Source organism: Streptococcus sp. HMSC066F10 (assembly GCF_001813805.1).
Taxonomy (GTDB): Bacteria; Bacillota; Bacilli; order Lactobacillales; family Streptococcaceae; genus Streptococcus; species Streptococcus vaginalis.
Map to the genome: position 1 here is coordinate 76,626 of NZ_KV813975.1, position 20,650 is coordinate 97,275.

Annotated in this window: 20 protein-coding genes and 2 pseudogenes; 5 read left to right on the forward strand and 17 right to left on the reverse strand. The window is 37.7% G+C overall.

The annotated features are described in order from the left end of the window. Positions 1-161 precede the first annotated feature (161 nt). The 6 genes from HMPREF2933_RS10340 to HMPREF2933_RS04970 all read right to left on the reverse strand — a co-directional run bounded on the left by HMPREF2933_RS10340 (position 162) and on the right by HMPREF2933_RS04970 (position 4,989). Entirely contained in the window at positions 162-422 is a 261-nt protein-coding gene (locus HMPREF2933_RS10340) for a DUF3169 family protein (protein WP_042754189.1), read from the reverse strand. 95 nt (positions 423-517) lie between these two features. Next, positions 518-718, reverse strand: a complete 201-nt coding sequence (locus HMPREF2933_RS10345) for a hypothetical protein (RefSeq protein ID WP_224783988.1) — start codon at positions 716-718, stop codon at positions 518-520. A gap of 87 nt (positions 719-805) precedes the next feature. Further along, positions 806-1,081: a helix-turn-helix transcriptional regulator gene (locus HMPREF2933_RS04955; RefSeq protein WP_024053000.1), complete on the reverse strand. Its 276-nt coding sequence runs from the start codon at positions 1,079-1,081 to the stop codon at positions 806-808. 193 nt (positions 1,082-1,274) lie between these two features. Further along, a complete protein-coding gene (locus tag HMPREF2933_RS04960) occupies positions 1,275-3,368 on the reverse strand; it encodes a C69 family dipeptidase (protein WP_070241829.1) in 2,094 nt (697 codons plus the stop codon). Positions 3,369-3,560: 192 nt separating this feature from the next. Beyond that, positions 3,561-4,202, reverse strand: a complete 642-nt coding sequence (locus HMPREF2933_RS04965) for a DJ-1/PfpI family protein (protein WP_024052998.1) — start codon at positions 4,200-4,202, stop codon at positions 3,561-3,563. Between the two features lie 46 nt (positions 4,203-4,248). Beyond that, on the reverse strand, positions 4,249-4,989 hold the full coding sequence (locus HMPREF2933_RS04970) for a lysophospholipid acyltransferase family protein (RefSeq protein ID WP_024052997.1): 741 nt from the start codon (positions 4,987-4,989) through the stop codon (positions 4,249-4,251). 119 nt (positions 4,990-5,108) lie between these two features. Between HMPREF2933_RS04970 and HMPREF2933_RS04975 the strand changes: the two genes are divergently transcribed. The 3 genes from HMPREF2933_RS04975 (at position 5,109) to HMPREF2933_RS04985 (ending at position 8,553) form a co-directional block, all read left to right on the forward strand. After that, positions 5,109-7,463, forward strand: a complete 2,355-nt coding sequence (locus tag HMPREF2933_RS04975) for a cation-translocating P-type ATPase (RefSeq protein WP_070241830.1) — start codon at positions 5,109-5,111, stop codon at positions 7,461-7,463. A gap of 96 nt (positions 7,464-7,559) precedes the next feature. Beyond that, positions 7,560-8,306 (forward strand): tRNA1(Val) (adenine(37)-N6)-methyltransferase, encoded by a 747-nt coding sequence (locus HMPREF2933_RS04980; protein WP_070241831.1) that lies wholly within the window; start codon positions 7,560-7,562, stop codon positions 8,304-8,306. Continuing rightward, positions 8,296-8,553: a GIY-YIG nuclease family protein gene (locus tag HMPREF2933_RS04985; protein ID WP_024052994.1), complete on the forward strand. Its 258-nt coding sequence runs from the start codon at positions 8,296-8,298 to the stop codon at positions 8,551-8,553. Before HMPREF2933_RS04980 ends, HMPREF2933_RS04985 begins: the two co-directional genes overlap by 11 nt. Positions 8,554-8,587: 34 nt before the next feature. Here the strand turns inward: HMPREF2933_RS04985 and HMPREF2933_RS04990 are convergent, their stop codons facing one another. The 11 genes and pseudogenes from HMPREF2933_RS04990 to HMPREF2933_RS05035 all read right to left on the reverse strand — a co-directional run bounded on the left by HMPREF2933_RS04990 (position 8,588) and on the right by HMPREF2933_RS05035 (position 19,487). Further along, positions 8,588-10,816 carry a glycosyl hydrolase 53 family protein gene (locus HMPREF2933_RS04990; RefSeq protein ID WP_070241832.1) on the reverse strand — a complete coding sequence of 743 codons (2,229 nt, stop codon included), beginning with the start codon at positions 10,814-10,816 and terminating at the stop codon, positions 8,588-8,590. Positions 10,817-10,928: 112 nt separating this feature from the next. Continuing rightward, positions 10,929-11,234: pseudogene (locus tag HMPREF2933_RS10605) on the reverse strand (lactose/cellobiose PTS transporter subunit IIB); the annotation flags it as partial. A gap of 44 nt (positions 11,235-11,278) precedes the next feature. Further along, positions 11,279-12,585: pseudogene (locus HMPREF2933_RS04995) on the reverse strand (PTS transporter subunit EIIC); the annotation flags it as partial. Between the two features lie 4 nt (positions 12,586-12,589). Further along, on the reverse strand, positions 12,590-12,913 hold the full coding sequence (locus tag HMPREF2933_RS05000; RefSeq protein WP_070241836.1) for a PTS sugar transporter subunit IIA: 324 nt from the start codon (positions 12,911-12,913) through the stop codon (positions 12,590-12,592). Positions 12,914-12,926: 13 nt separating this feature from the next. After that, positions 12,927-14,327: a 6-phospho-beta-galactosidase gene (gene lacG / locus HMPREF2933_RS05005; RefSeq protein WP_070241838.1), complete on the reverse strand. Its 1,401-nt coding sequence runs from the start codon at positions 14,325-14,327 to the stop codon at positions 12,927-12,929. Between the two features lie 10 nt (positions 14,328-14,337). Beyond that, complete coding sequence (locus HMPREF2933_RS05010) at positions 14,338-15,174, reverse strand: PRD domain-containing protein (protein WP_070241839.1); 837 nt, start codon at positions 15,172-15,174, stop codon at positions 14,338-14,340. A 255-nt stretch (positions 15,175-15,429) separates the two neighbouring features. Continuing rightward, the gene (locus HMPREF2933_RS05015) at positions 15,430-15,963 is read right to left on the reverse strand and encodes an isoprenylcysteine carboxyl methyltransferase family protein (RefSeq protein ID WP_024052808.1); all 534 of its coding nucleotides are present in this window, start codon (positions 15,961-15,963) and stop codon (positions 15,430-15,432) included. A 98-nt stretch (positions 15,964-16,061) separates the two neighbouring features. After that, positions 16,062-16,994 (reverse strand): 1-phosphofructokinase family hexose kinase, encoded by a 933-nt coding sequence (locus HMPREF2933_RS05020; RefSeq protein WP_024052809.1) that lies wholly within the window; start codon positions 16,992-16,994, stop codon positions 16,062-16,064. Between the two features lie 78 nt (positions 16,995-17,072). Further along, on the reverse strand, positions 17,073-18,548 hold the full coding sequence (locus HMPREF2933_RS05025) for a PTS galactitol transporter subunit IIC (RefSeq protein WP_070241841.1): 1,476 nt from the start codon (positions 18,546-18,548) through the stop codon (positions 17,073-17,075). 130 nt (positions 18,549-18,678) lie between these two features. Then, positions 18,679-18,984 carry a PTS sugar transporter subunit IIB gene (locus tag HMPREF2933_RS05030; RefSeq protein WP_003023769.1) on the reverse strand — a complete coding sequence of 102 codons (306 nt, stop codon included), beginning with the start codon at positions 18,982-18,984 and terminating at the stop codon, positions 18,679-18,681. Positions 18,985-19,007: 23 nt separating this feature from the next. Continuing rightward, positions 19,008-19,487: a PTS sugar transporter subunit IIA gene (locus HMPREF2933_RS05035; protein WP_070241843.1), complete on the reverse strand. Its 480-nt coding sequence runs from the start codon at positions 19,485-19,487 to the stop codon at positions 19,008-19,010. Positions 19,488-19,651: 164 nt separating this feature from the next. Between HMPREF2933_RS05035 and lacA the strand changes: the two genes are divergently transcribed. Both lacA and lacB read left to right on the forward strand, forming a co-directional pair. Then, complete coding sequence (gene lacA / locus HMPREF2933_RS05040; protein ID WP_021001918.1) at positions 19,652-20,083, forward strand: galactose-6-phosphate isomerase subunit LacA; 432 nt, start codon at positions 19,652-19,654, stop codon at positions 20,081-20,083. A gap of 18 nt (positions 20,084-20,101) precedes the next feature. Then, positions 20,102-20,620, forward strand: coding sequence for a galactose-6-phosphate isomerase subunit LacB (lacB, locus tag HMPREF2933_RS05045; protein ID WP_024052811.1), 519 nt, complete (start codon positions 20,102-20,104; stop codon positions 20,618-20,620). Positions 20,621-20,650 lie beyond the last annotated feature (30 nt).

The window sequence follows — 20,650 nt, forward strand, 5'->3', positions numbered from 1 at the left end:
TTTTCGTCAAAAGTGTTCTTTCTAGCTTGAAAAGCGAACAGGTTTGAGACTTGCTTCGCAAGCCCTATCCGCCACCTCAAAGCAATGCTTTGAGCAATCACCTACTGTGCTATTCGCTTATCACTAAATGAGATAGAGGTAGAGATACTTTTTGACCAGCCTTATTTAAAGTATTTCTTTATCATAGAAATATTTACTACATTGATGTAAAGACGGATAAATACTACAATTGCAATAGGAAGGTATTGAATTTCACGTAATAGAAGCGAAATAGTAAACAGGAGGATGTAGAACGCTGGCAAAATAAACTGATTTAACTGAAAAAGAATCTTAAAGCTCTGCTCATAATGTGCTTCTCTTTCTGCTTCATCATAGGTCTTCATCAAGGCTAAAACATCTTCGGGAAATGTAACGATTGGCAATTTAAAATGCCGAACCTACTCAATTGTCTTTTGGAGACAATATTGTCCATATAGAATAAAAGCAAGTGCTACATAAGGAAATAAACTGCCTGTAATCAAAACACTATTTTTAGTAATGAATACATTAATGTTAGTATATCAAAAATCGTCAAGATTGTCACAACGTCTAATAAAATAGTACCATATTCCAAATTTTTGAACATCTTCTGATAAAGTTGTTCATTTAATTCATCTCCATTTGTTAATTCTGACTGGCTTTGAATTGTCCGACTAGACTGTAGTAAATAAATTGTCATACAGAATAAAATCAGATTAAGCATACGAATCATCCACCCGAAAAGTGTACTATTTAAAAAGTTGGAAAATGGAAATTTCCGAGCCAACTATTTGCTACAAAAATTCCTAGCAAAACACTCACTACTAGTAAACCGATAATTTTCATCCATTTTTTCATCGCTATTCTCCTTTAGATAAAATACATTTTCTACGTTTTCTCCAAAAATATGTGCAATCTTCAAGGCAATGATGACAGACGGAGCATACTCTCCCCGCTCAATCAAACTGACGGTTTGTCGAGAAACTCCTGCTTTTTTAGCCAACTTTGTTTGATTCAACCTATCTCGCGCTCGAAGTTCTTTTAATCGATTTTCCAGCTTCATATGCTCCTCTCCTTTCATCTCTATTGTAACTCATTCGTGTCATTTTGACAACTATTGTTGTCAAAAATCATTAACATTATCATTGTCAATTCAATGTAGAAATTTATCCAATTCATATAAAAATCCCCCAAAATTAGTTTGTACCTAACTTTGAGGGAATCCCTTCAACATGATGTTGATTTTCTTGCTTCAACTAGTCATTATTCTTTTTTGAACGTTTTGCTAAGATGAAGATGACAACTCCTAAAATGACAATTCCTACCAAACCGAGGAAGGTTACTTTTTCACCAGTTGACGGAAGGAAGCCACGTTTATTTTGTTTTGGCGTTTCTTTGACAACTTTGTAATTTACTTTGTAAGTAGAGAAGTGTGTTGTTTTAAAGCTAATCGTTTGATCTTTGTTGAGAACAAAATCAAATTTTTCCGCTTGCTTGCCGTCTTTCATAGCATAAACAGAATCCACCGTAGCACCTTGCTTCACTGGTACTGTCACTACTGTTGAACTGACTTGTGACACTGCTTCGCCTTTTGGATTGGTCAAGGTAATGTCATAGCTATCTGCGTTTTCTTCAATCGTCTTTTTAACTGCTAATTTGAGATTAGCTTTCACCAAATCTGCATTTTGCAAGCGAACCCCTGTGGCTGTATCCACTAAGGTATCAGAAGTTTCGCTTGGTTTAGGTTTTTCAGTATCTGATGAACTAGATGTAGACGTTTCATTTGTACTTGAAGAAGATTGATATGTAGATGAAGTGGAAGATGTGGTTGAAGATGACTCACTTGTACTTGAAGATGGTTCTAAGCTAGAGCTTGGTGGCGTTTGCTCATTTTTAATCTTTTCTTCCATTTCAGCTTCTAGAGCTTTCATTTCTTTAAAGACTGCCTCTGCACGCGCCATACTAGACGCAGTCACTTCTTCTGACGAAGCTCCACCTGCAGCTGCGTATTGTTCATCTAATTTGGCTTGTTCTTCAATCAATCGTGCTTCCAAAGCTTTCCATTTTTCTTGAATGCTATTGCCAAATAATTTTTGATGTTTGGCTGCCATATCGTAAATGTGTGACGCAACCCAGTACCAAGAATCTTTGTCATATTTCGTTGTATCAACTTGATAAGCAGCATAAGTATTGTTGATATTTCCATAGTATGGCAAGTATGGTGCAAAGCGAGGACTACCAACAGAAAGCCACATTGTGCCACCACCCATGCTAGCAGGGATATTATCTTTCAATTGGAAAATGTGCGCTTCCATTACGTTTGGATTGCCAAGAGGATATTTATAGACTGGATCTACTTTTCCACGTTGAGGAATGCCTTTCCCGTCCAATTCCATTTGGTCAAGGGGTTTAAATTGCGTTCCTTCAAAACGGTTCCGCTGCATCCGCATCACATCTGCAACACTGATTTTCTTATTGCTAGATTGCAACAAATCAAAATATTTATCATCATAATTGACTGGTGCGTCTGGATTCAAAGCCTTAATACCTGCCCAAGCACGCGAACGATCAGCTTCTGCCATTGGCGGATTGTAAGATTGGGAAATATGGAACATGCCATTGATTTCCTTGTAGGAATTTGCATCTCGTGCTACTTTTTCTACATTTTCTGAAGCAATGACATTTTCCTTATCATTAAAATCAACACTTCCTAAGAAAAAGGTGTTAGGGAAAATACTATATTTGTCGTCTGGATATTTAATGGCAACATATTGATGACCAGATAAGATTTCCATGTACCAGACACCTGTCTTATCTGCAATTGTCACAATGTTTCCTTCAGCAGCGCCTTGTTTTTTGACAATCTCTGCAATGAGCTCCACACCTTCACGAGCCGTTTTGACATGTGGCAAGACAACCGTTGTCATAATGGATTCTGCTAAACCTTTTTCCACATAAGGATCAACTTTCTGGATATCTTTATTCGCCTTAGCTGATACTGTAGCAGAAATGGAAACTCCATGCTCATTGAAGCCTACTTCATCAAAAATACCGTCTTTTGGTGTAACGTCCGAAACAGAAGTATATTTATAGCTATGTGCGGGTAATTGCCATTCAAAGCCATTGGCTTCATCAATCAGCTTTTCTCCCGCTTGATTGTTCTTGGCTGGATGAACTTTAAAGACTTTGTTATGATTAGGCTCCAAATCCTCTGTACGACCATACAAAGTCGAACCATCTGCTGTCAAGTTCTTCCCAACAATAAAACCTGTACAGGCTTCTACTGCTTGAAAAGGAAAGAGAATGAGAGTAGATAGCAGAATTGTTAAGCGAAAAATCAATTTTTTCATATATTTCTCCTTTTATGATTGCATGTTGAATACATCAACTTTTAAGAGTGAGCATCACTCTTATCACCTTTTTAAAACCGTATACCTTAAATTTAGTATACTATTTTAAATCTATTTTAGCAAGCGGTTTCATATAAGTTTCGTGTGTTTTGGTTCCTTATATCTTAAAATTCATAGTAAAAAACCAGAAAATCATTCCTGGAATTTTTGTTCATATCGTAAAATTTCTTGCAGTATTTCTTGATAATCAGCAGTCTCTAAATGATACGTTAACTCTTCTGGAGTGTAGGAATTTTTTCTCAAAAAGAAATCGCTCGGCACTTCTAATCCTAAAGCATTCAAAACGGTTTGAGAAAATTCTACATAAGCAAATCCAATGGCTGTAATAACATTCTTGTCTTTTACAACAGGCTGATGGAGGAAAGTTCCTTTTTCCAAAAAAGAAAAATACTCTACTAATTCCATATACAGACCACCTGTGTAATACCGGCTTCTCAACAAATCTGCTTTCCCTAAAAACATAGGAGATGAGGAAATAGCCGCTACTATCGTCCGCTTTGTGTCTACCCTTTCCAAAAAAGAAATTAGTCTGGAATCATAAAGGCTAACAAATGGCTCTAGCGTGCCTGGCAATATGATGCAATCATACTTTTCATTTTGCACTTCTTTAAAAGTAAAATCTGGAATAACTTGCAATCCTTCTTCACTCGTATAGACTTTCTTTTCTGAAGCAAGATAATCCAAAGATTGTCCAAAAGAAAGACAAAGTGTTGATGTCAAAGTTGTGATTTCCTGCAATGAACATGCTGGATACAGCAAAACTGCTATTTTCATAGATGCTCCTTCTCGAAAGGTGAGGCATACCTCTTCTACAAGATTTTTATTTCCTATGTTTATCAGGATCCCAAACGAAACTTGCGATGAAACTGAAAGCAAATGTCAGCAAGCCAACAACAATTGACAGTAACAGAGCGATCAAACGGGGGATTAGCAATAATATATTTGGATTTTTTTTCACTTCAAGAGCTGCTACTTCTGCATCTAAACGATCAAATTCTGTCTGAATACGACAGGCAACTTCTTCCACACCCTCATCATTCATCTTTTTGATGTCTGAAATATCAATGGGTTGTCCAAAATCCATGTCTACACGTTCGCCTTTTGCCAAACCTTTCAAACTCATCGGTCCTACATAAACAACTGGAAGAATGCGTACCTTTGCCATTTTAGCAATCAGTGCAACGCCCCCTTTTACATCTGTCGAATGCCGACTTCCACTTGGAAACATAATCAAAGACCGATTGCTTGATTTCAACATCTTGACGGGGTATTTAATAGCAGATGCTCCTGGATTCTCACGGTCAATCGGAAATGCACCACACATGCGAATCCACCAACCGAAGACGCGATTTGTAAACAATTCTTTTTTTGCCATAAAGATAAATTGCTTGGGTCTTGTTGCAAAAGCCATGTAAACAGGATCCCACCAAGTACGGTGTGGAGCCACTAAAATATAATTTTCCTCTTGGTCTGGAATGTTCTCCAAATGATGGTATTGAGCATTACCATTTAAAGCCCATAAAATCAACATCACCAATCTTCTTAAATATCTATAAAACATAGGCTCTCCCTTCTTATCCTTTTTATTATACCTTATCCAATGACCACTCGCAAACTTTTTTTGCTTTAAAACTGTTACAGCTGAATGGATTCTATTAGAAATTTTATTAAAAAAATGGTATGATTATCCTCATGAACATGAAAGAATTTACAGGATTAACCCACCAGCAAGTCCAAGAAAAAATTGCACAAGGACTTACCAATAATTTTACAGCCAATACGAGTACCAGCACCTGGCAAATCATCAAGCGCAATGTTTTTACGCTATTTAATGCGTTAAATTTTGCCATTGCCCTGGCACTCGTTACTGTACAAGCATGGAGCAACTTGGTTTTCTTTGCTGTTATCTGTTTTAATGCCCTCTCTGGTATCGTGACAGAATTGCGAGCTAAACACATGGTCGACAAACTGAATCTTTTAAACAAAGAAAAGATAACGGTCATTCGCGATGGCAAATCTAGTCAAATCAATCCAGAAGACTTAGTCTTGGATGACTGTATTCAATTGGCTACGGGGGAGCAGATTCCAAGTGACGCAACTGTTTTAGACGGTTTTGCAGAAGTGAACGAAGCCATGTTGACAGGTGAAAGTGACCTTGTTCAAAAGGAGATTGGGGAGCAATTGCTCTCAGGAAGTTTTCTTGCCAGCGGGCGTGTTATTGCTAAAATCACTCATGTAGGCTCTGATAATTATGCTTCTAAACTGATGCTAGAGGCTAAGACTGTCAAACCAATCAATTCTCGTATCATGAAATCCATGGACAGGATTGCAGGTTTTACAGGAAAAATCATTATCCCTTTCGGAATTGCGCTCTTTCTAGAAGCTCTCTTTGTAAAACATTTACCTGTCAAAGACTCAGTTGTCAATACCTCAACGGCTCTTCTGGGAATGCTGCCAAAAGGAATTGCTCTTTTAACGATTACTTCTCTTTTAACAGCTGTCATCAAGCTGGGCTTACGAAAAGTCCTCGTACAGGAAATGTACTCCGTTGAAACATTGGCCCGTGTTGATATGCTCTGTCTTGATAAGACAGGCACCATTACACAAGGGAAAATGCACGTTGAAACCTTCAGCCCACTCACAGAAGATTTTTCAGAACAAGCAATCTCTGACATTCTTAGTGCTTATATCACTGCAAGCGATGACAATAATCCAACTGCCCAAGCCATTCGCAAGCAATTTACTACTCCGACTGACTATCAAACAAGTAATATGATTCCATTTTCGAGTGACCGTAAATGGGGAGCTATGGAAATGTCGGACTTAGGTACTGTCTTTCTCGGTGCGCCTGAAATGCTCTTTCATGAAGAAATTGAGCTAGCACAGGAAGCTCAAAAGCGTGGTTCGCGTGTGCTTGCTTTAGCTATTAGTCCTGAACGCATTGACCATAAACACATTCACTTACCAAGTAGCATTCAACCCATTGCCATTTTAGAAATCACAGATCCGATTCGTGACGGAGCAGCTGATACTTTGGAATACTTACGCTCACAAGAAGTGGGATTAAAAATCATCTCAGGCGACAATCCAATTACTGTATCAAACATTGCTGCAAAGGCAGGATTTGCAAACTACCAAAGTTATGTTGATTGCTCAAAAGTAACGAATCAAGAGTTGATTGAGCTGGCAGAAACGACTGCTATCTTTGGTCGTGTTTCTCCTCATCAAAAGAAACTTATCATTCAAACCCTGAAAAAAGCAGGACACACCACAGCTATGACTGGTGACGGAGTCAATGATATTCTGGCATTACGGGAAGCAGACTGCTCCATTGCCATGGCTGAAGGAGATCCCGCAACACGACAAGTTGCCAATCTCGTTTTGCTCAATTCTGACTTTAACGATGTCCCTGAAATTCTCTTTGAAGGACGCCGTGTTGTTAATAACATCGCCCGCATTGCACCAATTTTCCTCATTAAAACAACCTATTCGTTCATTTTGACAATCATTTGTATTTCTAGTATCTTACTGGGACGAGCAGAATGGCTCTTGGTCTTTCCATTTATCCCCATTCAAATCACCTTAATTGACCAATTTGTTGAAGGTTTACCACCTTTTGTCCTCACCTTTGAGCGCAATATCAAACCAGTCGAACCCGACTTTCTTAAAAAAGCTATTTTTAAGGCTCTACCGAGCGGTTTAATGGTCGTCTTTAGCGTTTTATTTGTCAATATTTTCGGTGGACTACATGGCTGGTCACAAATAGAAATCTCAACTCTGCTTTATTATTTATTAGGCTCTATCGGCTTTCTATCTGTTATCCGTGCCTGCCTGCCACTCAATCTCTGGCGGATTCTGCTGATCCTCTGGTCACTCATTGGCTTCTTTGGAACAGCCGTTCTCCTGCAAAAGTACATCGAAATCGCTACTCTAACCAGCAACAGTTTGCCAATCTATTTCATTCTGATGCTCCTCTTTACAATTATTTTTATTGTTGTGACACACAGACAGAATGAACGGGAACAGAATTTGTAAAATTTAACCTATAGCAGTAAGAAAAGCCGTACATTTTTGTCTTACTGCTTATTTTTATTACTTCTTTTCCTCTACATCATGATATAATAAGGGTATATGGCAGAAATTCTTTTAAAAGACGGTGAGCGAATCAATCAGCTCTTTTCTACTGACGTCAAAATTATCCAAAATCGAGAGGTCTTTAGCTATTCAGTAGATAGCGTGCTCCTCTCCCGCTTTCCAAACTTACCTAAGCGTGGTCTTATCGTGGATCTCTGTGCCGGAAATGGTGCTGTTGGACTTTTTGCAAGCACGCGCACACAAGCCCAAATCATTGCTGTTGAGATTCAAGAACGTCTCGCAGATATGGCCCAGCGCTCTATTGAGCTAAATAATCTAACCAGCCAAATGCAGGTCATTCAAGATGATTTGAAATATCTCACCAGATATATCAGTGGTAGCAAAGTAGACATGATCCTCTGCAATCCGCCTTATTTTAAAGTAGATGAACATTCTAATCTTAATGCAAGCCGACATTATTTGCTTGCACGTCATGAAATTGCGACAAATTTGGAAGAAATCTGTCAAATTTCTCAACGGGTTTTAAAATCAAACGGACGTTTAACAATGGTCCATCGTCCTGAACGCTTCCTTGATATTATTGAGACCATGACAGCTCACAATTTAGCTCCGAAACGCATTCAGTTTGTTTACCCAAAAGCAAATCGCGAAGCCAATATGCTCCTCATTGAAGCTATTAAAGATGGTTCTCGTGATGGTCTAAAAATCCTGCCACCGCTTTTCATTCATAATGAAGATGGCAGCTACACTCCAGAAATTCATGAGATTTACTATGGAAATTAAAGCCTATATGTACGTTCTGGAATGTTCCGATGGCTCTCTTTACACAGGGTATACGACCGATGTCAAAAGACGAGTAGACACACATAATGCTGGAAAAGGCGCCAAATATACCCGTGCACGATTACCTGTTACTCTTTTGTATCAAGAAGAATTTCCCGACAAACCTTCTGCCATGTCAGCCGAGGCCCTCTTTAAAAGAAAAACACGACAACAAAAATTAGAATATATTGCAGATAAGAAAAAGTAGAAAGCGGGAGGTCTTTCTACTTTTTTGCAATGATTTATTGGTTATTTTTCTTAGAAATGACAGCAACAAATACACTCAGAAAAACAACACCGATACCAGCTAAATATGACATGCTAGTTCCTGTACTTGGTAATAATTCTTTGGTTTTAGCTAATTTTTTGTCACTTGTAGTAGGCAAAGTTTCCTTGTTCCTATTCGTTTGAGAAGACTTCCCATTTTTATTAGACGAATCAGAATCTGTCAACCCAGCATGGGAGTTTTCTCCTTTTTGTTCTTTATTATTAGAATTTTCCTTTGTTTTTTTACCATCTTCATGCTGAACATTAGATAAAGATTGATTTTCTAGTGGTACAAGGGCTTGAATGGCAGTCTGTAATGCTTCACATTCTGCATCAATTTCTGCTTGTGTCGCATCATCTTTTTGTAAAATAGCTTGCGCCTCTTCTACTTGTTCTTTTAAGTTCGCAAGTGAATCCTTTGTATAATGCATAGTTTCCGCTAATTTTTCTTTTGCCGAAGAAAGAGCGGTTCCCAACTTTGTCTTATCTACTCCTTCTCTGGTTAAAAGCAAATCGTCAATTGTTCCCCATGAACCTTTATTTGCTTTCACAAATACTCCCAGTGTCACCTCTGTCTCTTTTGTTAGTGTAAAGTTCAATTTCGCTGTCTGCCAATTTGACCAACCAGCTAGTTTGACTTTTTCACTTTGAACATTTACTGCCTCAGCACGAGCAAAAGCATAAATATCTTCAGAGCCATTCGTATCACCACCTTGAATTTGAGCAGAAAATTGATAAGTTCCTGCTGGAAGTGTTATCTTTCTTTCAATGCCAGTTGTGTAATCGTTTGCGCCATTGTAGAAATTCATGGCATACTTGCCTGTTTTAGGCGTGTCTTGTCTACGCTTGATAAAATCGTTAAAAGTATAATCTGAAAGATCTTCTTCCTCAAAGCTAGAATTTGATAACAAACTCTCTTGCAGCTCTGCTTCTTCATTCTTATCATATTTTAGATTTGTATTCAACCCAGTATAAACATATTTAAATGTTGCAAGTGATGGCAAAGCTTTTCCTGTAAAATCAAACAATGCTTGATTATCCCATTCAGAGCCACCGTAATTTTCCTGATTAACATTTGGATCATACCCAATGGCGGCACTAGAAGCCCAGCCCGAACCGTATTTTTCCCAAATAGGTGTATTTACTTCTTTTCCTTTGGAACTAACCGGTGTCCAAGCTGGTTCCCAATAAAAGATGCCTAATGCACTTGCTTTATTCGCTGCATCAATGACATCTCGTAAGGCATGCGATTGCCCCTGAACAGAGGCGGGATAGCCACCTACCAGCATTTGATTTTGTGTTCGGATAACATTTTGTTGACCATCTCCATCTTCTAATGTATAGGCATAAGAAGTCTCTGCTACAAGTGTCTTTTTCCCATACTTTTCGGTCACTGTCTTTAAAACTGAAGTCAGATTATCTAAATTACCATGCCAAAAACTATAATAACTAGTAGCAAATACATCATAATCAATATGGTGATCTGATAAACCTTTTGCGTAATTTAGTATCGTTTCCGTTTTATCTGGGTTTGTAAAATGAAAAGCTATCAGTATAGTTGCATCCACTTCTCGCACTGCTTTGGCGCCTGCTGCAAACAACTGATAGCGTTCCTCTCCTGCTTCACCTGCTATCCCGCTACTCGTTGTTTCATTACCAACTTGAACCATTCCAACATCGACACCAGCTGCTTTTATTTTTTGAAGGCTCGTTTTGGTGTATTGATATAAAGCCTCTGATTTTTCAGACACATTCATATTTGTCCAATCTTTTGGTGGAACTTGCCGTCCTGGATCAGCCCAAAAATCTGAATAATGAAAGTCCACTAGTAGCCGCATACCATGTGCTGTAGCTCGTTTGCCAATCTCAATCGCCTTTTCTATATCGCTATTTCCAGCGCCATAACCATGTCCGTTATTATCATAAGGATTATTCCATACTCTAACGCGAATGTAATTCACACCATTTTCTTTCAAAATATCAAAGATATCTTTGACATTCCCATTTTCATCTTTGTACTCTACACCACTTTGTTCTTGAGCAATTACTGTTGAAATATCCGTCCCCATGATAAAATCAGATGATAAATTTTCTACTTTATCAACACGTATCTTAGTATTTTCATTAGCTTTAATAGGAATGACTCCTCCAAGCAAACAAAGACTAGCAGCAAAAACAAGCGACAATCTTAATCCTATTTTCATACAGTTTTCCTATTTCTAATTGGTTTAATATTTTAGTATTCGCTTTAAAAAACTGATAAAACAAGAAATAGGTTTTATCAGTTTTTAAACGAACATTTTATAAGAAGGCTAGTTATTCAAAATGCGAAAGAACGAATTGCACAGCACCTTTAGGATCACGCGTCAATTTGATATATTCAGCACCTTTTGTCGCAACAAGTTTGATGCCCAATTTATCCGTATCTTTCTTAATATCTTCATAGTAAGAATTGACTTGTGGAGCTAGCACAATCATGTCAAAATCTTTCATAATATCGTAGTGCGAACCATAAGCACCAGCTGTTGAACTAAGGTCTATGCCTAGTTCTACTGCGCCTTCTGTTAGTGCATTTGCTAGCATGGCGCTTGTCCCTGCACCGGCACATAGAACCAAAATATTATGATGCCTTCCATCTGCAACCGCTTGAATTTGATCGTCTATTTCTGCTTCTGCTGCTTCTTCGAGCTCCATCACTTCTGCTTTTTTCGCTTCTTCTTCTACTAATGAATCATCGTACGCTTTGATAAATGGAAGGTAGATGAAAGAATCAACTACAATCAACAACAGCATCAAGACAATAGATAAGATTCCTGCACCCGTACCTAAAATCAAGCCAATCGGTGCTGGCATTGCCCAAGGAAGGACATACATAAAGCTATTCATACCTAACACATCAACAAAGAACTTGAAAGCACAAACATTGATTATTGGAGTGATTAAAAACGGAATAAAGAAATAAGGATTTAAAATAATCGGTGTTGCAAACAACAATGGTTCATTGACTGCAAAGCAAACCGGAACAAAGGAAGCTTTCCCGACAGCTTTTAATTGCTTAGATTTTGCAAAGAGCATGAAGAGGAATGGAACAACCAATGTTGCACCTGTACCCCCCCATTGTGCCAACGAAGTTTCCAAGTCCAACTGTCAACACGTTTGAAGCATGATGACCTGCTTTTACCAACTGTAAATTTGTTTCCACATTTGCATAAATAATCGCGACAATAGCTGGTTCTACAATTGAAGGACCATGCACACCAACAAACCAGAAGAGCGCCATTGCTCCCCAAATAATTGAAATTCCTAAATAGCCATCAGCTGCGGTAAACAAAGGTTGGAGAAGTGTGATAACAGCTTCTGCAAACGAATGCCCAAAGAAATAACGTACGATTGTATCAATCAGAACAGCAGCAAATACTGCAAATGAAAATGGAAAGACATCACGGAAAGTTTGAGAAATTGTTCCAGGAACTTCTTTTGGCATCTTAATAGTAATGTCTTTCAATACACAGAATTTATAAACATTTACCGTGATAAAAGCTGCTACAAAAGCCGCTAAAATCCCTTTTGTTCCCATGTAGCCATTCGCTAAACCGTTTTCAATTTGATCCACACTTAAAAGGAGGAAGCTCACAATGGAAGCCAACATAACAGAAACCGAATTGATAGTCTTGTTGGTCGGCATATTGCGGTTCATTGATTCTGACAAACAACGAGCGGTCGTTGCGGACACGAGAATAGCTACTACACCCATAGAATAGCCATATACTTTCCAAAGCCAGGTGGAAACGTCATTTGGCAACTTAAATCCAAAAATTTCTGGAATTGCTGCTAGCAAGATAAAAATACTTGAAAATAAAATTGCAGGCATGGCGGCTAAAAAGCCGTCACGAATAGCGCCAAGATAAATATTGCGTGATATTTTTTCAAAGAAAGGTTTTCCTTTCTCGATTTGTTTGATAATTCCGTTCATGGAATTAGTCCTCCTTGTATTGATTTTTATATAATTCAATAAAATCTATGATTAATTCTTTTAACAATAATGTCGTCATCAAATGATCTTGACCGTGAATAAAGATAAATCCTAAATCTAAATCTTCCCCAGCTGCCTCTTGTGCTAAAATCTGCGTTTGTGAATTGTGGGCTAAATTCAAATTTTCATCTGCTTCTTTTAAAGCAGCATCTACATTTGTAAAATTCCCTTGACGAACCTCTTTCAGCAAATTCAGTAAACAACTACGTGCATCCCCCGAATAAGCTACGATTTCAAATCCCAACATTTGTAATTCGTTTTTATTCATCTTATCTCCCTTCTTAAATCACAATCTTTGTTTCACTAACATGCTTGTACCAATAAGCGGATTCCTTAGGGTAACGCTTTTGAGTTTCAAAATCAACGTAAAACAAGCCATAGCGTTTATTGTAGCCATTTGACCACGAGAAAACATCCATCAAAGACCAAAGAAAATACCCTTTTACCACAACACCGGCATCAATAGCTTTGCTTAAAGATTGCAAATACACTTTCAAATAATCAATCCGTGGCTTATCCATGACGATACCATTGTCAAACTCATCTTTATAGCCCATTCCATTTTCAGTGATATAAATCTTTTGATAATGTGGATAGTCTTTCTTAATTCTCAATAAAAGGTCATACAAGCCTTCTGGGTAAATAATCCAATCCCAGTCTGTTCGTTCAATCCCTTCCTTGTAAATCCGTTCTCCAATGCCTTTCACTTTATAAACTGAAGTGCCTTTATCACCCGTTCCATTATGATGAATAGTTGATTCGCCCTGATAAGCCTTAACAAAATGACATTGATAATGATTGATTCCAAGATAATCATTTCGGTGACTAGCTTTTTTCATTTCTTCAAAGTCGCTTTCAAGGAATTCATAACTAGCATTGTTAGCAGCGCAAATTTTATTAAGAGCTTCCATTGTTTCGTTTGAATAATAACCTAGATAAGTAGCATCTAGCAAGAAACGAATAGAAAGCGCATCATCCAGAAAAGCTGCATACTTATCTTCTTCGCTGTCTGTTGCTGGATATTTTGTTTCCAAAGAATGCACCACTCCAATTTCACCGAGGTAACCCTTTTCCTTAAAAAGATTTACTACACGCGCATGCGCGTACATCATATTGTGCAGGCATTGAATCACCTTACTCAAATCGTACTGAATCCCCGGAGGAAAGACACCGAGCAAGTATTGATTGGTCGCCACAGGATAAATTTCGTTAAAAGTGCTCCAATGATGAACCTCTGGAAATTCTTGAAAACAAAATTCAGCATATTCCACAAACGCTTCAATCGTATCACGATTGAGAAAATCACCTTGATCAAACAAAATTTTCGGAGTATCAAAGTGATGCAATGTAACAAACGGCAGGACGTGGTGTTTCGCACATTCAGCAAAAACACGGTGATAAAAATCTACTCCTTCTTGATTCACTTCACCACGTCCATTCGGAAAAATCCGACTCCAAGCAATAGACAAGCGCAAACCATTGACGCCAAACTCCTCACACAACTCAATATCTTTTGAATATTGATGATAAAAATCGCTGGCTGGATCTGCCAAAAATCGTCCTTGTTTTTCTAAAAATTCATCCCAAGCGACCGGACCTTTTCCACCTTCTTTTGTAGCTCCTTCTACTTGATAAGCAGCTGTTGCACCGCCAAAAATAAAATCTTCTGGTAATTGAAACATGTCTTCTCCTTTACAATAATCTTTGAATATGAATCACCAAATACACTTTCTCATTTGGATGAAGTCCCCCACCCAAATGCTGATGAATGACTTCATAAATATCTTCACCAATCTGATAGGCTTCTGGATAATCCTTTTTGATATGTTCTTCCAAACTCTTCATTGAGACTTTTGAATCACTGTCATCTTGATCCAAACGCTCAATAAAGTACGTCAAATGAATCATTAAACGATCATAAAAATTACTATTCTTTTTTGTCCGCTTAATACCATGTTTTAAAAGTTCCTCTTGCACCAAAGCAATCATTTGTCGGGTCAGTGTTTGTTCATCTTTACTAATCACGACATCTTCGCCTTTCGCATTGATAAACTGTAAGGCTAACCGCCCAATCTCATCTTTTGGAAAATCCACATCCAATTTTTCTTTTAAAATCACCAAAGCATGCTCAGCAATTTTGTACTCCGTCGGATATTGCTCCGACATATCCGGCAAGTGATTACTTTTATAAGTATTTCTTTGCAGCGCTTGATAACTACAATAAATATGATCTGTCAAAGTTACATAGATGTACTCTTGAACTGGAAATTGGAACTGTTGAATACCATAATCAATAATTTCATAACTAGTCGTGATAAAGTCCAAGGGAACATCTTTTAACAAAGCAGAAAAGTTTTCGCGCGATTCTTCACTTTTTAGTTGAAAGACTTTTTCTACGCGTTCTTCTGCCAGCAAATCCCCTTTTTTCTTTTTAAAAATGATACCGAGCCCCATGACAACAGCCTGTTCACCACTTTTATTTTTGACCACCGCAACATTATTATTTAGTGGCTGGACAATTCGAAACATTCGTGTCCTCCTTCCTAACAATCTTTCTGTAAAACATAAAAAAAGCCATAAACAAACCAAGACTTTTTACTTGGGTCATTTATGGTCTCGCCTAATTTCTTAGTTACAATCCATGTTTTATTTAACTTTATGAATAGAGTTTAACACATTTTCAAACTTTTGTAAGCCCTTTCTTACTTTATTTTTTAAAAATTTATACAAAATGGATAATTTGTATAAATTTAAAATCTTTCATTCTACACTTAAAAAAATAACTTACTTCTGCGCAATACCATTTGGGATAATGACTTCTTTGAGCAGTTTCTCTTCTTCCTTGATGCGATTATACAAAACTACCACATACAGAGGAAATAGAATACAAAATGAAATTAGTGAATGACAAAGTAATGCTAAACCAATCAACTCTGGAACGATATTCAAGAAATAATTTGGGTGTTTCACATAGCGGAAAAGCCAATGATCGACAAACTTATGATCGTTTACAAGCATCAATTTCACTGTCCAAATGTCCCCTAATAATTGCGTCACAACATAGAGCATAAACATTGAAAATAGCAATAGCCCCAAACCTATAGCACTAAGTGCGTCAAACCAAACCTGACGTATCGTAGCTTCAGCAAAGCAAGAAAGGTAAAATAAAATGTGAAGAATAGTGATATACTTGGTATTTTGCACGCCATATTCGCGCCCACCATTTGCCAATATCGCTTTCTCATTCTTCATCGATATTTTTAGAAATACCAACCGAAATACAAATACCGCTAAAACAATAAGTCCTGATAAAGTCATACGACCTCCTTATAATAAAATAATCTATTTTATTATATAAAGTGGGGATTTCCTAAGTCAATACATTCAAAAAATATCATATAAACTGTAGAAAGAATTTACAATGTTGTTAGTTCGATTTCGTCTACAATTCGTTTTACATCGGCTGGGTCTACTTTTGGAGTCCATTGCAGGCAGTTAGCTGTTGCATAAGCACAGGCACGAATGACAGCCTCTCTATCAACTCTCTCCTTACTTTCTAAAGCATGGCAGAGACTTCCAAGGAAAAAGTCGCCTGACGCAATAGGATTTTTAACATGAATTGTTGGAAACGTCAGTTGGAAAACATCATCCTGCAGGCGTGCTACGACTCCTTTTCCTCCCATTGTCACAATGAAATAGGGAATTTCATCATATTCTTTGAGAAGTTTTGCTGCTTCTTCTGCAGTTTCAACTGGACATCCTGTTAATTCTGCCAATTCTTCATCGTTAATTTTTACAATGTCAGGTTGTGCTGAAAAAGCTGCTTTTAGTGCGACACCGCTTGTGTCTACTACTAAATTCACATTCTCTGGCAAAAGACGACCAATTTGTGCAATATAATCATCTGGCATCCCTTTCATCAAAGAGCCAGAAAACACAACGCTATCGCCAGATTGAATGCGCTTTATAAGATTTGCAGTGAATTGTTCTAATAAATCCTTATTCAGCTCAAATCCCGCTTCATACACAAGATAGGTGTTTCCTAATTCTGTATCAATCATAATTGTACAAGTACGCGTATTTTTATCAACTTCTGTCACAACGAGCGGAATACCGTCTTCTTCATTTAATCGTTGAATATATTCGCCCATTTTGCCACCTAACATTGTATGAATGCAAAAATTTCCTTGTTCTTCGCCTTTTTCGCAATTCAGGACATAAGCCACATTAAAACTCTTTCCGCCAGCATTTTCATGCACTTGACTTGGTCGGTTGACCACATCTTCTTTAAACTGACTAAGTAAAACTGTCCGATCCAAAGCTGGATTTGGACAAACTAAATGGATCATGTTTCTTCCTTTCTTTTTTTCAATCAAAAGCCAGACTATTTCAAAAGGAATAGTCCAGCTTATTGTTATCTTATTATTCTATTTTGCATTTGTAGCGTATTCTTCATTTCGCTTAATCATTTGTTTTCTATACCAAGCAAAGATACCAATATAGAACACTAGAAAGACAATAACACCAAAGATAGCTTTGATATCGCCTGTTGTAGCATTTCCGATTGTCCAACCAAGTAATTTTTCAATTGGACCTTCAAGAGTAGAGTGGGTAATCAATTGTGTGCTAGCTACCCCTTTAGGAAATGCATCTACGCCTTTCGCTAAGTCCGTAACAAATGGCGCAATAAGTGTTCCAGATAGAAGGAAGAGCGGAAGCAACAAAGTTCCAAATGCAATCATTCGGATAAGCTTACCACGTGTAACAACCAGAAGTGCTGGAGTAACACCCATTGCAATAATCCCAGCAAGTGGCAAAATACCATTTCCGACTTTAGAAAGAAGGACTGCTTCTACTAGCATAATTGGTGCTAAAACATTGGCACATGCCCAGATTTCTGCACGACCTGCGATAAATGGCCAGTCAAGTCCAATATTGAATTTACGTCCTTGAAGACGTTTTGTTGCAACATTTGTAATTCCTTGTGAAAGAGGTTCTACTGCCGCGATGAACCAAGAACCAATAAGTGAGAACAATTCCAAGCAGACACCAGCTGTCAAACCAAGAGACAACCAACCTTTGATAACAAGTGACCATTTTGCTGCTTCGGCAACGCCAGATACTGGATGCGGCGTTCCCATAATTCCAATTACAATCCCAAGGATAAATCCAATGAAGAATTTAGAGCCCCAGAAACCAATTTTCTTATTCAGCTTGGCAGCGTCAAAATCATACTTATCCAGCCAAGGGAAAAATTTATCAAAAATCTTATCCAAAACCATAATGACTGGATTCATCATGTAGTTCATGTGAGTAGATGTCATTGGAGACGAACTTGGTGCATTGAGCAAGTCATCAAATGTTGGCTTCATTAAATCCGAGTTAATAATTTTCATTACTCCAACGAGTACAACAGCAAGCGTTGCGACAAAGAGAGAAACACCTTGGCTAACACCATTATTGTCCGCATACCATTTGATCAATAGACCTGTGATTGATAGATGCCAAATATCAAAAATATCAACATCTAAGGTATCTGTCTTTTTTGTAATCAACATCACAACATTGACGATGAGCATAATGAGTAAGAAGTAAAGCGTCCAAGCAGAACCCCATGTAATCGTCGCCAATGGTGCCCAACCAACGTCTGTAATATTAAGTTGAATTCCTGTATTTTCAACGAATTTCGCAAGTGAAGCCGAGAAAGCACCATTTAACATACCGATAATGGCACCAATACCCGTAAGAGCTATGGCAAGTTTAATACCACCTTCCAAAGCTTTGGAAAACTTCACTCCAAAGCATAAAGCAAGCACCGTCAAGACTATCAACATGATAATTGGTGCACCCATATCCAAAATGGGTTTAAAGAAGCGATTCGCTAAGTCAATAATGACATTCATAAAAAATCCTCCCGATTTTATTTTTTGAATGATAGTGAATGAAAAGTGAAATAACTATTTCAGTAGATAAAAATTGTTTTTATCTAGCGTTTCAATTTTTCATTTTTTTGTTTTTTTCTAATGAATTACTTTAACTAAGTCCATGTTCCTTAATAGCTGCTTCAATATTGTCATATACTGGTGCACTCATGGCTGGAATACGGAATAAAATTGGTCCTGCTTCAATAACAGGAATCCCCGGTTCAAATCCCAAATCCGTGGCTGCTATTGGTGTGAAAATATCATAACCTTTTATCAAGTCTTCATTCACATCTTTGACCATTACCGCATCGCATTGGACATCATAGCCGCGATTTGAAAGTTCTTCTTCAAGAGCATTTTTGATTTGGTGGCTTGAGTTTACTCCTGCTCCGCAAGCTGCTAAAATTTTAATCATTGTAACATCCTCCATTTTTATTTTTAATGATTTATTGTTTCCGATATATAATGAAATAGTTTATCTGCCTCATCCAGCTCGGATAAGGACTCTAGGTTGCCGTCAGCAGTAAAGAAATCCATCAATTGAGCCAATATATTCGTTTGACTGGCATTAGAATTATTGATAATGAAGAACAAAAGCGATACTTGTACTTCATTTGACGGAACAATCATATTATGAAAAGTCACCGGCTGATCTAAGCGGACTACAACCACCTTTTCTGCTAAATTATGGACAATATCCGTATGCGGAATTGCTACATTCGGCAAATCTTTCCCTAAAAATTTCATGTCCAGCCCCGTAGGAAAGGACTTCTCTCGCTCAATCAAGGCGTCTTTATAAGAAGACGTTACAATGTGCCTCTCCTCAAGGAGATTTGCAACCTGATTGAAAAGCTCTTCTTGACTGTCAGCATGCAGACAAAAGACTAAATCTTTATCGAACAACTGATAAAGTTCCATCATAGCCTCCTTCTATTTTGTTCTATTTTGTTTATAATCAAATTATATCATTATGTGTAAACGGTGTCAATAGTTTGTTTTGTTTTTTTATGTTATTTTTTGTTTGACAATATTTGCGTGAGATGTTATGATGTTGTTGTGAAATAAAAAAAGGAGGTATAACAATGAAAGTTATACTAGGTACAGACCGTGATGGTTTTGAGTTAAAAAATAAAGTAAAAACTCATTTACTCCAACTTGGTTATGACATTAAAGATCTCAACGAACAAGAAGGTGCTGCTGATTTTGTCGACTCTACAGATGCTCTTGTTGAAGAATTGCGAAAAGATGATACTGCCCGTGGTATTTTGTTTGATCGCTTTGCAATTGGTTCTTATATGGTTGCGAATAAACACCGTGGCATCATTTGTGCTGCTGTTTCAGATGAGCATTCTGCCATGATGACCATTCGTCACAATTCTACACGCATTATCACTCTCGGTGCAGCTATTCTCGGTGAAGAATTGGCAAATGCCTGTGCAGAAGCTTATTTAAAAGCTGACTATGATGCTGGACGCCACCAAGTTCGCATTGATATGCTTAATAAATTATGTTAAAGGGTAGGAGGAAAAATTATGAAAATCGCTCTCGGCTGTGACCATATCGTAACAGATACAAAAATGAAAATTTCTGAACATTTAAAAGACCTCGGTCATGAAGTCATTGATGTCGGAACCTATGACTTTCACCGGACTCATTACCCAATCTTTGGTCGTCTGATTGCAGAAGATGTTGTTTCAGGAAAAGCTGATCTTGGAATTGCCCTTTGTGGTACAGGAGTCGGTATCTCTGCTTCTGCTGACAAAGTTCCCGGTACTCGTGTAGCTCTTGTTGGTGACGTTCTAACCGCACGCTATGCAAAGAAAGAACTCAATGCAAATATCATCGCTTTTGGTGGACGTATTCTTGGTCAAAATCTGATTCATAATATCGTTGATGTCTTTCTTGAAACAGAGTACGAACCAACAGAAGCCAACAAACAATTGATTGAAAAAATCGATAATAGCATTGAAGTTAATCCTGAAATCGCTAAAAATGACCATATTTTCGATGAAGAAAATGCTAAATGGGCTCGCGGTGAATACCACGACTAAAAACTCAATACTCAGAAAAACAGGCTCAGT

Coding starts and splice junctions, on each gene's coding strand:
- HMPREF2933_RS05035 (WP_070241843.1), bottom strand. CDS start 19,487: ATGGAACTTTATCAGTTGTTCGATAAAGATTTAGTCTTTTGTCTGCAT.
- HMPREF2933_RS04965 (WP_024052998.1), bottom strand. CDS start 4,202: ATGAAAATAGCAGTTTTGCTGTATCCAGCATGTTCATTGCAGGAAATC.
- HMPREF2933_RS04975 (WP_070241830.1), top strand. CDS start 5,109: ATGATTATCCTCATGAACATGAAAGAATTTACAGGATTAACCCACCAG.
- lacB (WP_024052811.1), top strand. CDS start 20,102: ATGAAAATCGCTCTCGGCTGTGACCATATCGTAACAGATACAAAAATG.
- HMPREF2933_RS05015 (WP_024052808.1), bottom strand. CDS start 15,963: ATGACTTTATCAGGACTTATTGTTTTAGCGGTATTTGTATTTCGGTTG.
- HMPREF2933_RS04985 (WP_024052994.1), top strand. CDS start 8,296: ATGGAAATTAAAGCCTATATGTACGTTCTGGAATGTTCCGATGGCTCT.
- HMPREF2933_RS05030 (WP_003023769.1), bottom strand. CDS start 18,984: ATGATTAAAATTTTAGCAGCTTGCGGAGCAGGAGTAAACTCAAGCCAC.
- HMPREF2933_RS04970 (WP_024052997.1), bottom strand. CDS start 4,989: ATGTTTTATAGATATTTAAGAAGATTGGTGATGTTGATTTTATGGGCT.
- HMPREF2933_RS10345 (WP_224783988.1), bottom strand. CDS start 718: ATGACAATTTATTTACTACAGTCTAGTCGGACAATTCAAAGCCAGTCA.
- HMPREF2933_RS05025 (WP_070241841.1), bottom strand. CDS start 18,548: ATGAATGTCATTATTGACTTAGCGAATCGCTTCTTTAAACCCATTTTG.
- HMPREF2933_RS04955 (WP_024053000.1), bottom strand. CDS start 1,081: ATGAAGCTGGAAAATCGATTAAAAGAACTTCGAGCGCGAGATAGGTTG.
- HMPREF2933_RS05020 (WP_024052809.1), bottom strand. CDS start 16,994: ATGATCCATTTAGTTTGTCCAAATCCAGCTTTGGATCGGACAGTTTTA.
- HMPREF2933_RS04990 (WP_070241832.1), bottom strand. CDS start 10,816: ATGAAAATAGGATTAAGATTGTCGCTTGTTTTTGCTGCTAGTCTTTGT.
- lacA (WP_021001918.1), top strand. CDS start 19,652: ATGAAAGTTATACTAGGTACAGACCGTGATGGTTTTGAGTTAAAAAAT.
- HMPREF2933_RS05000 (WP_070241836.1), bottom strand. CDS start 12,913: ATGAATAAAAACGAATTACAAATGTTGGGATTTGAAATCGTAGCTTAT.
- HMPREF2933_RS05010 (WP_070241839.1), bottom strand. CDS start 15,174: ATGTTTCGAATTGTCCAGCCACTAAATAATAATGTTGCGGTGGTCAAA.
- lacG (WP_070241838.1), bottom strand. CDS start 14,327: ATGTTTCAATTACCAGAAGATTTTATTTTTGGCGGTGCAACAGCTGCT.
- HMPREF2933_RS04980 (WP_070241831.1), top strand. CDS start 7,560: ATGGCAGAAATTCTTTTAAAAGACGGTGAGCGAATCAATCAGCTCTTT.
- HMPREF2933_RS04960 (WP_070241829.1), bottom strand. CDS start 3,368: ATGAAAAAATTGATTTTTCGCTTAACAATTCTGCTATCTACTCTCATT.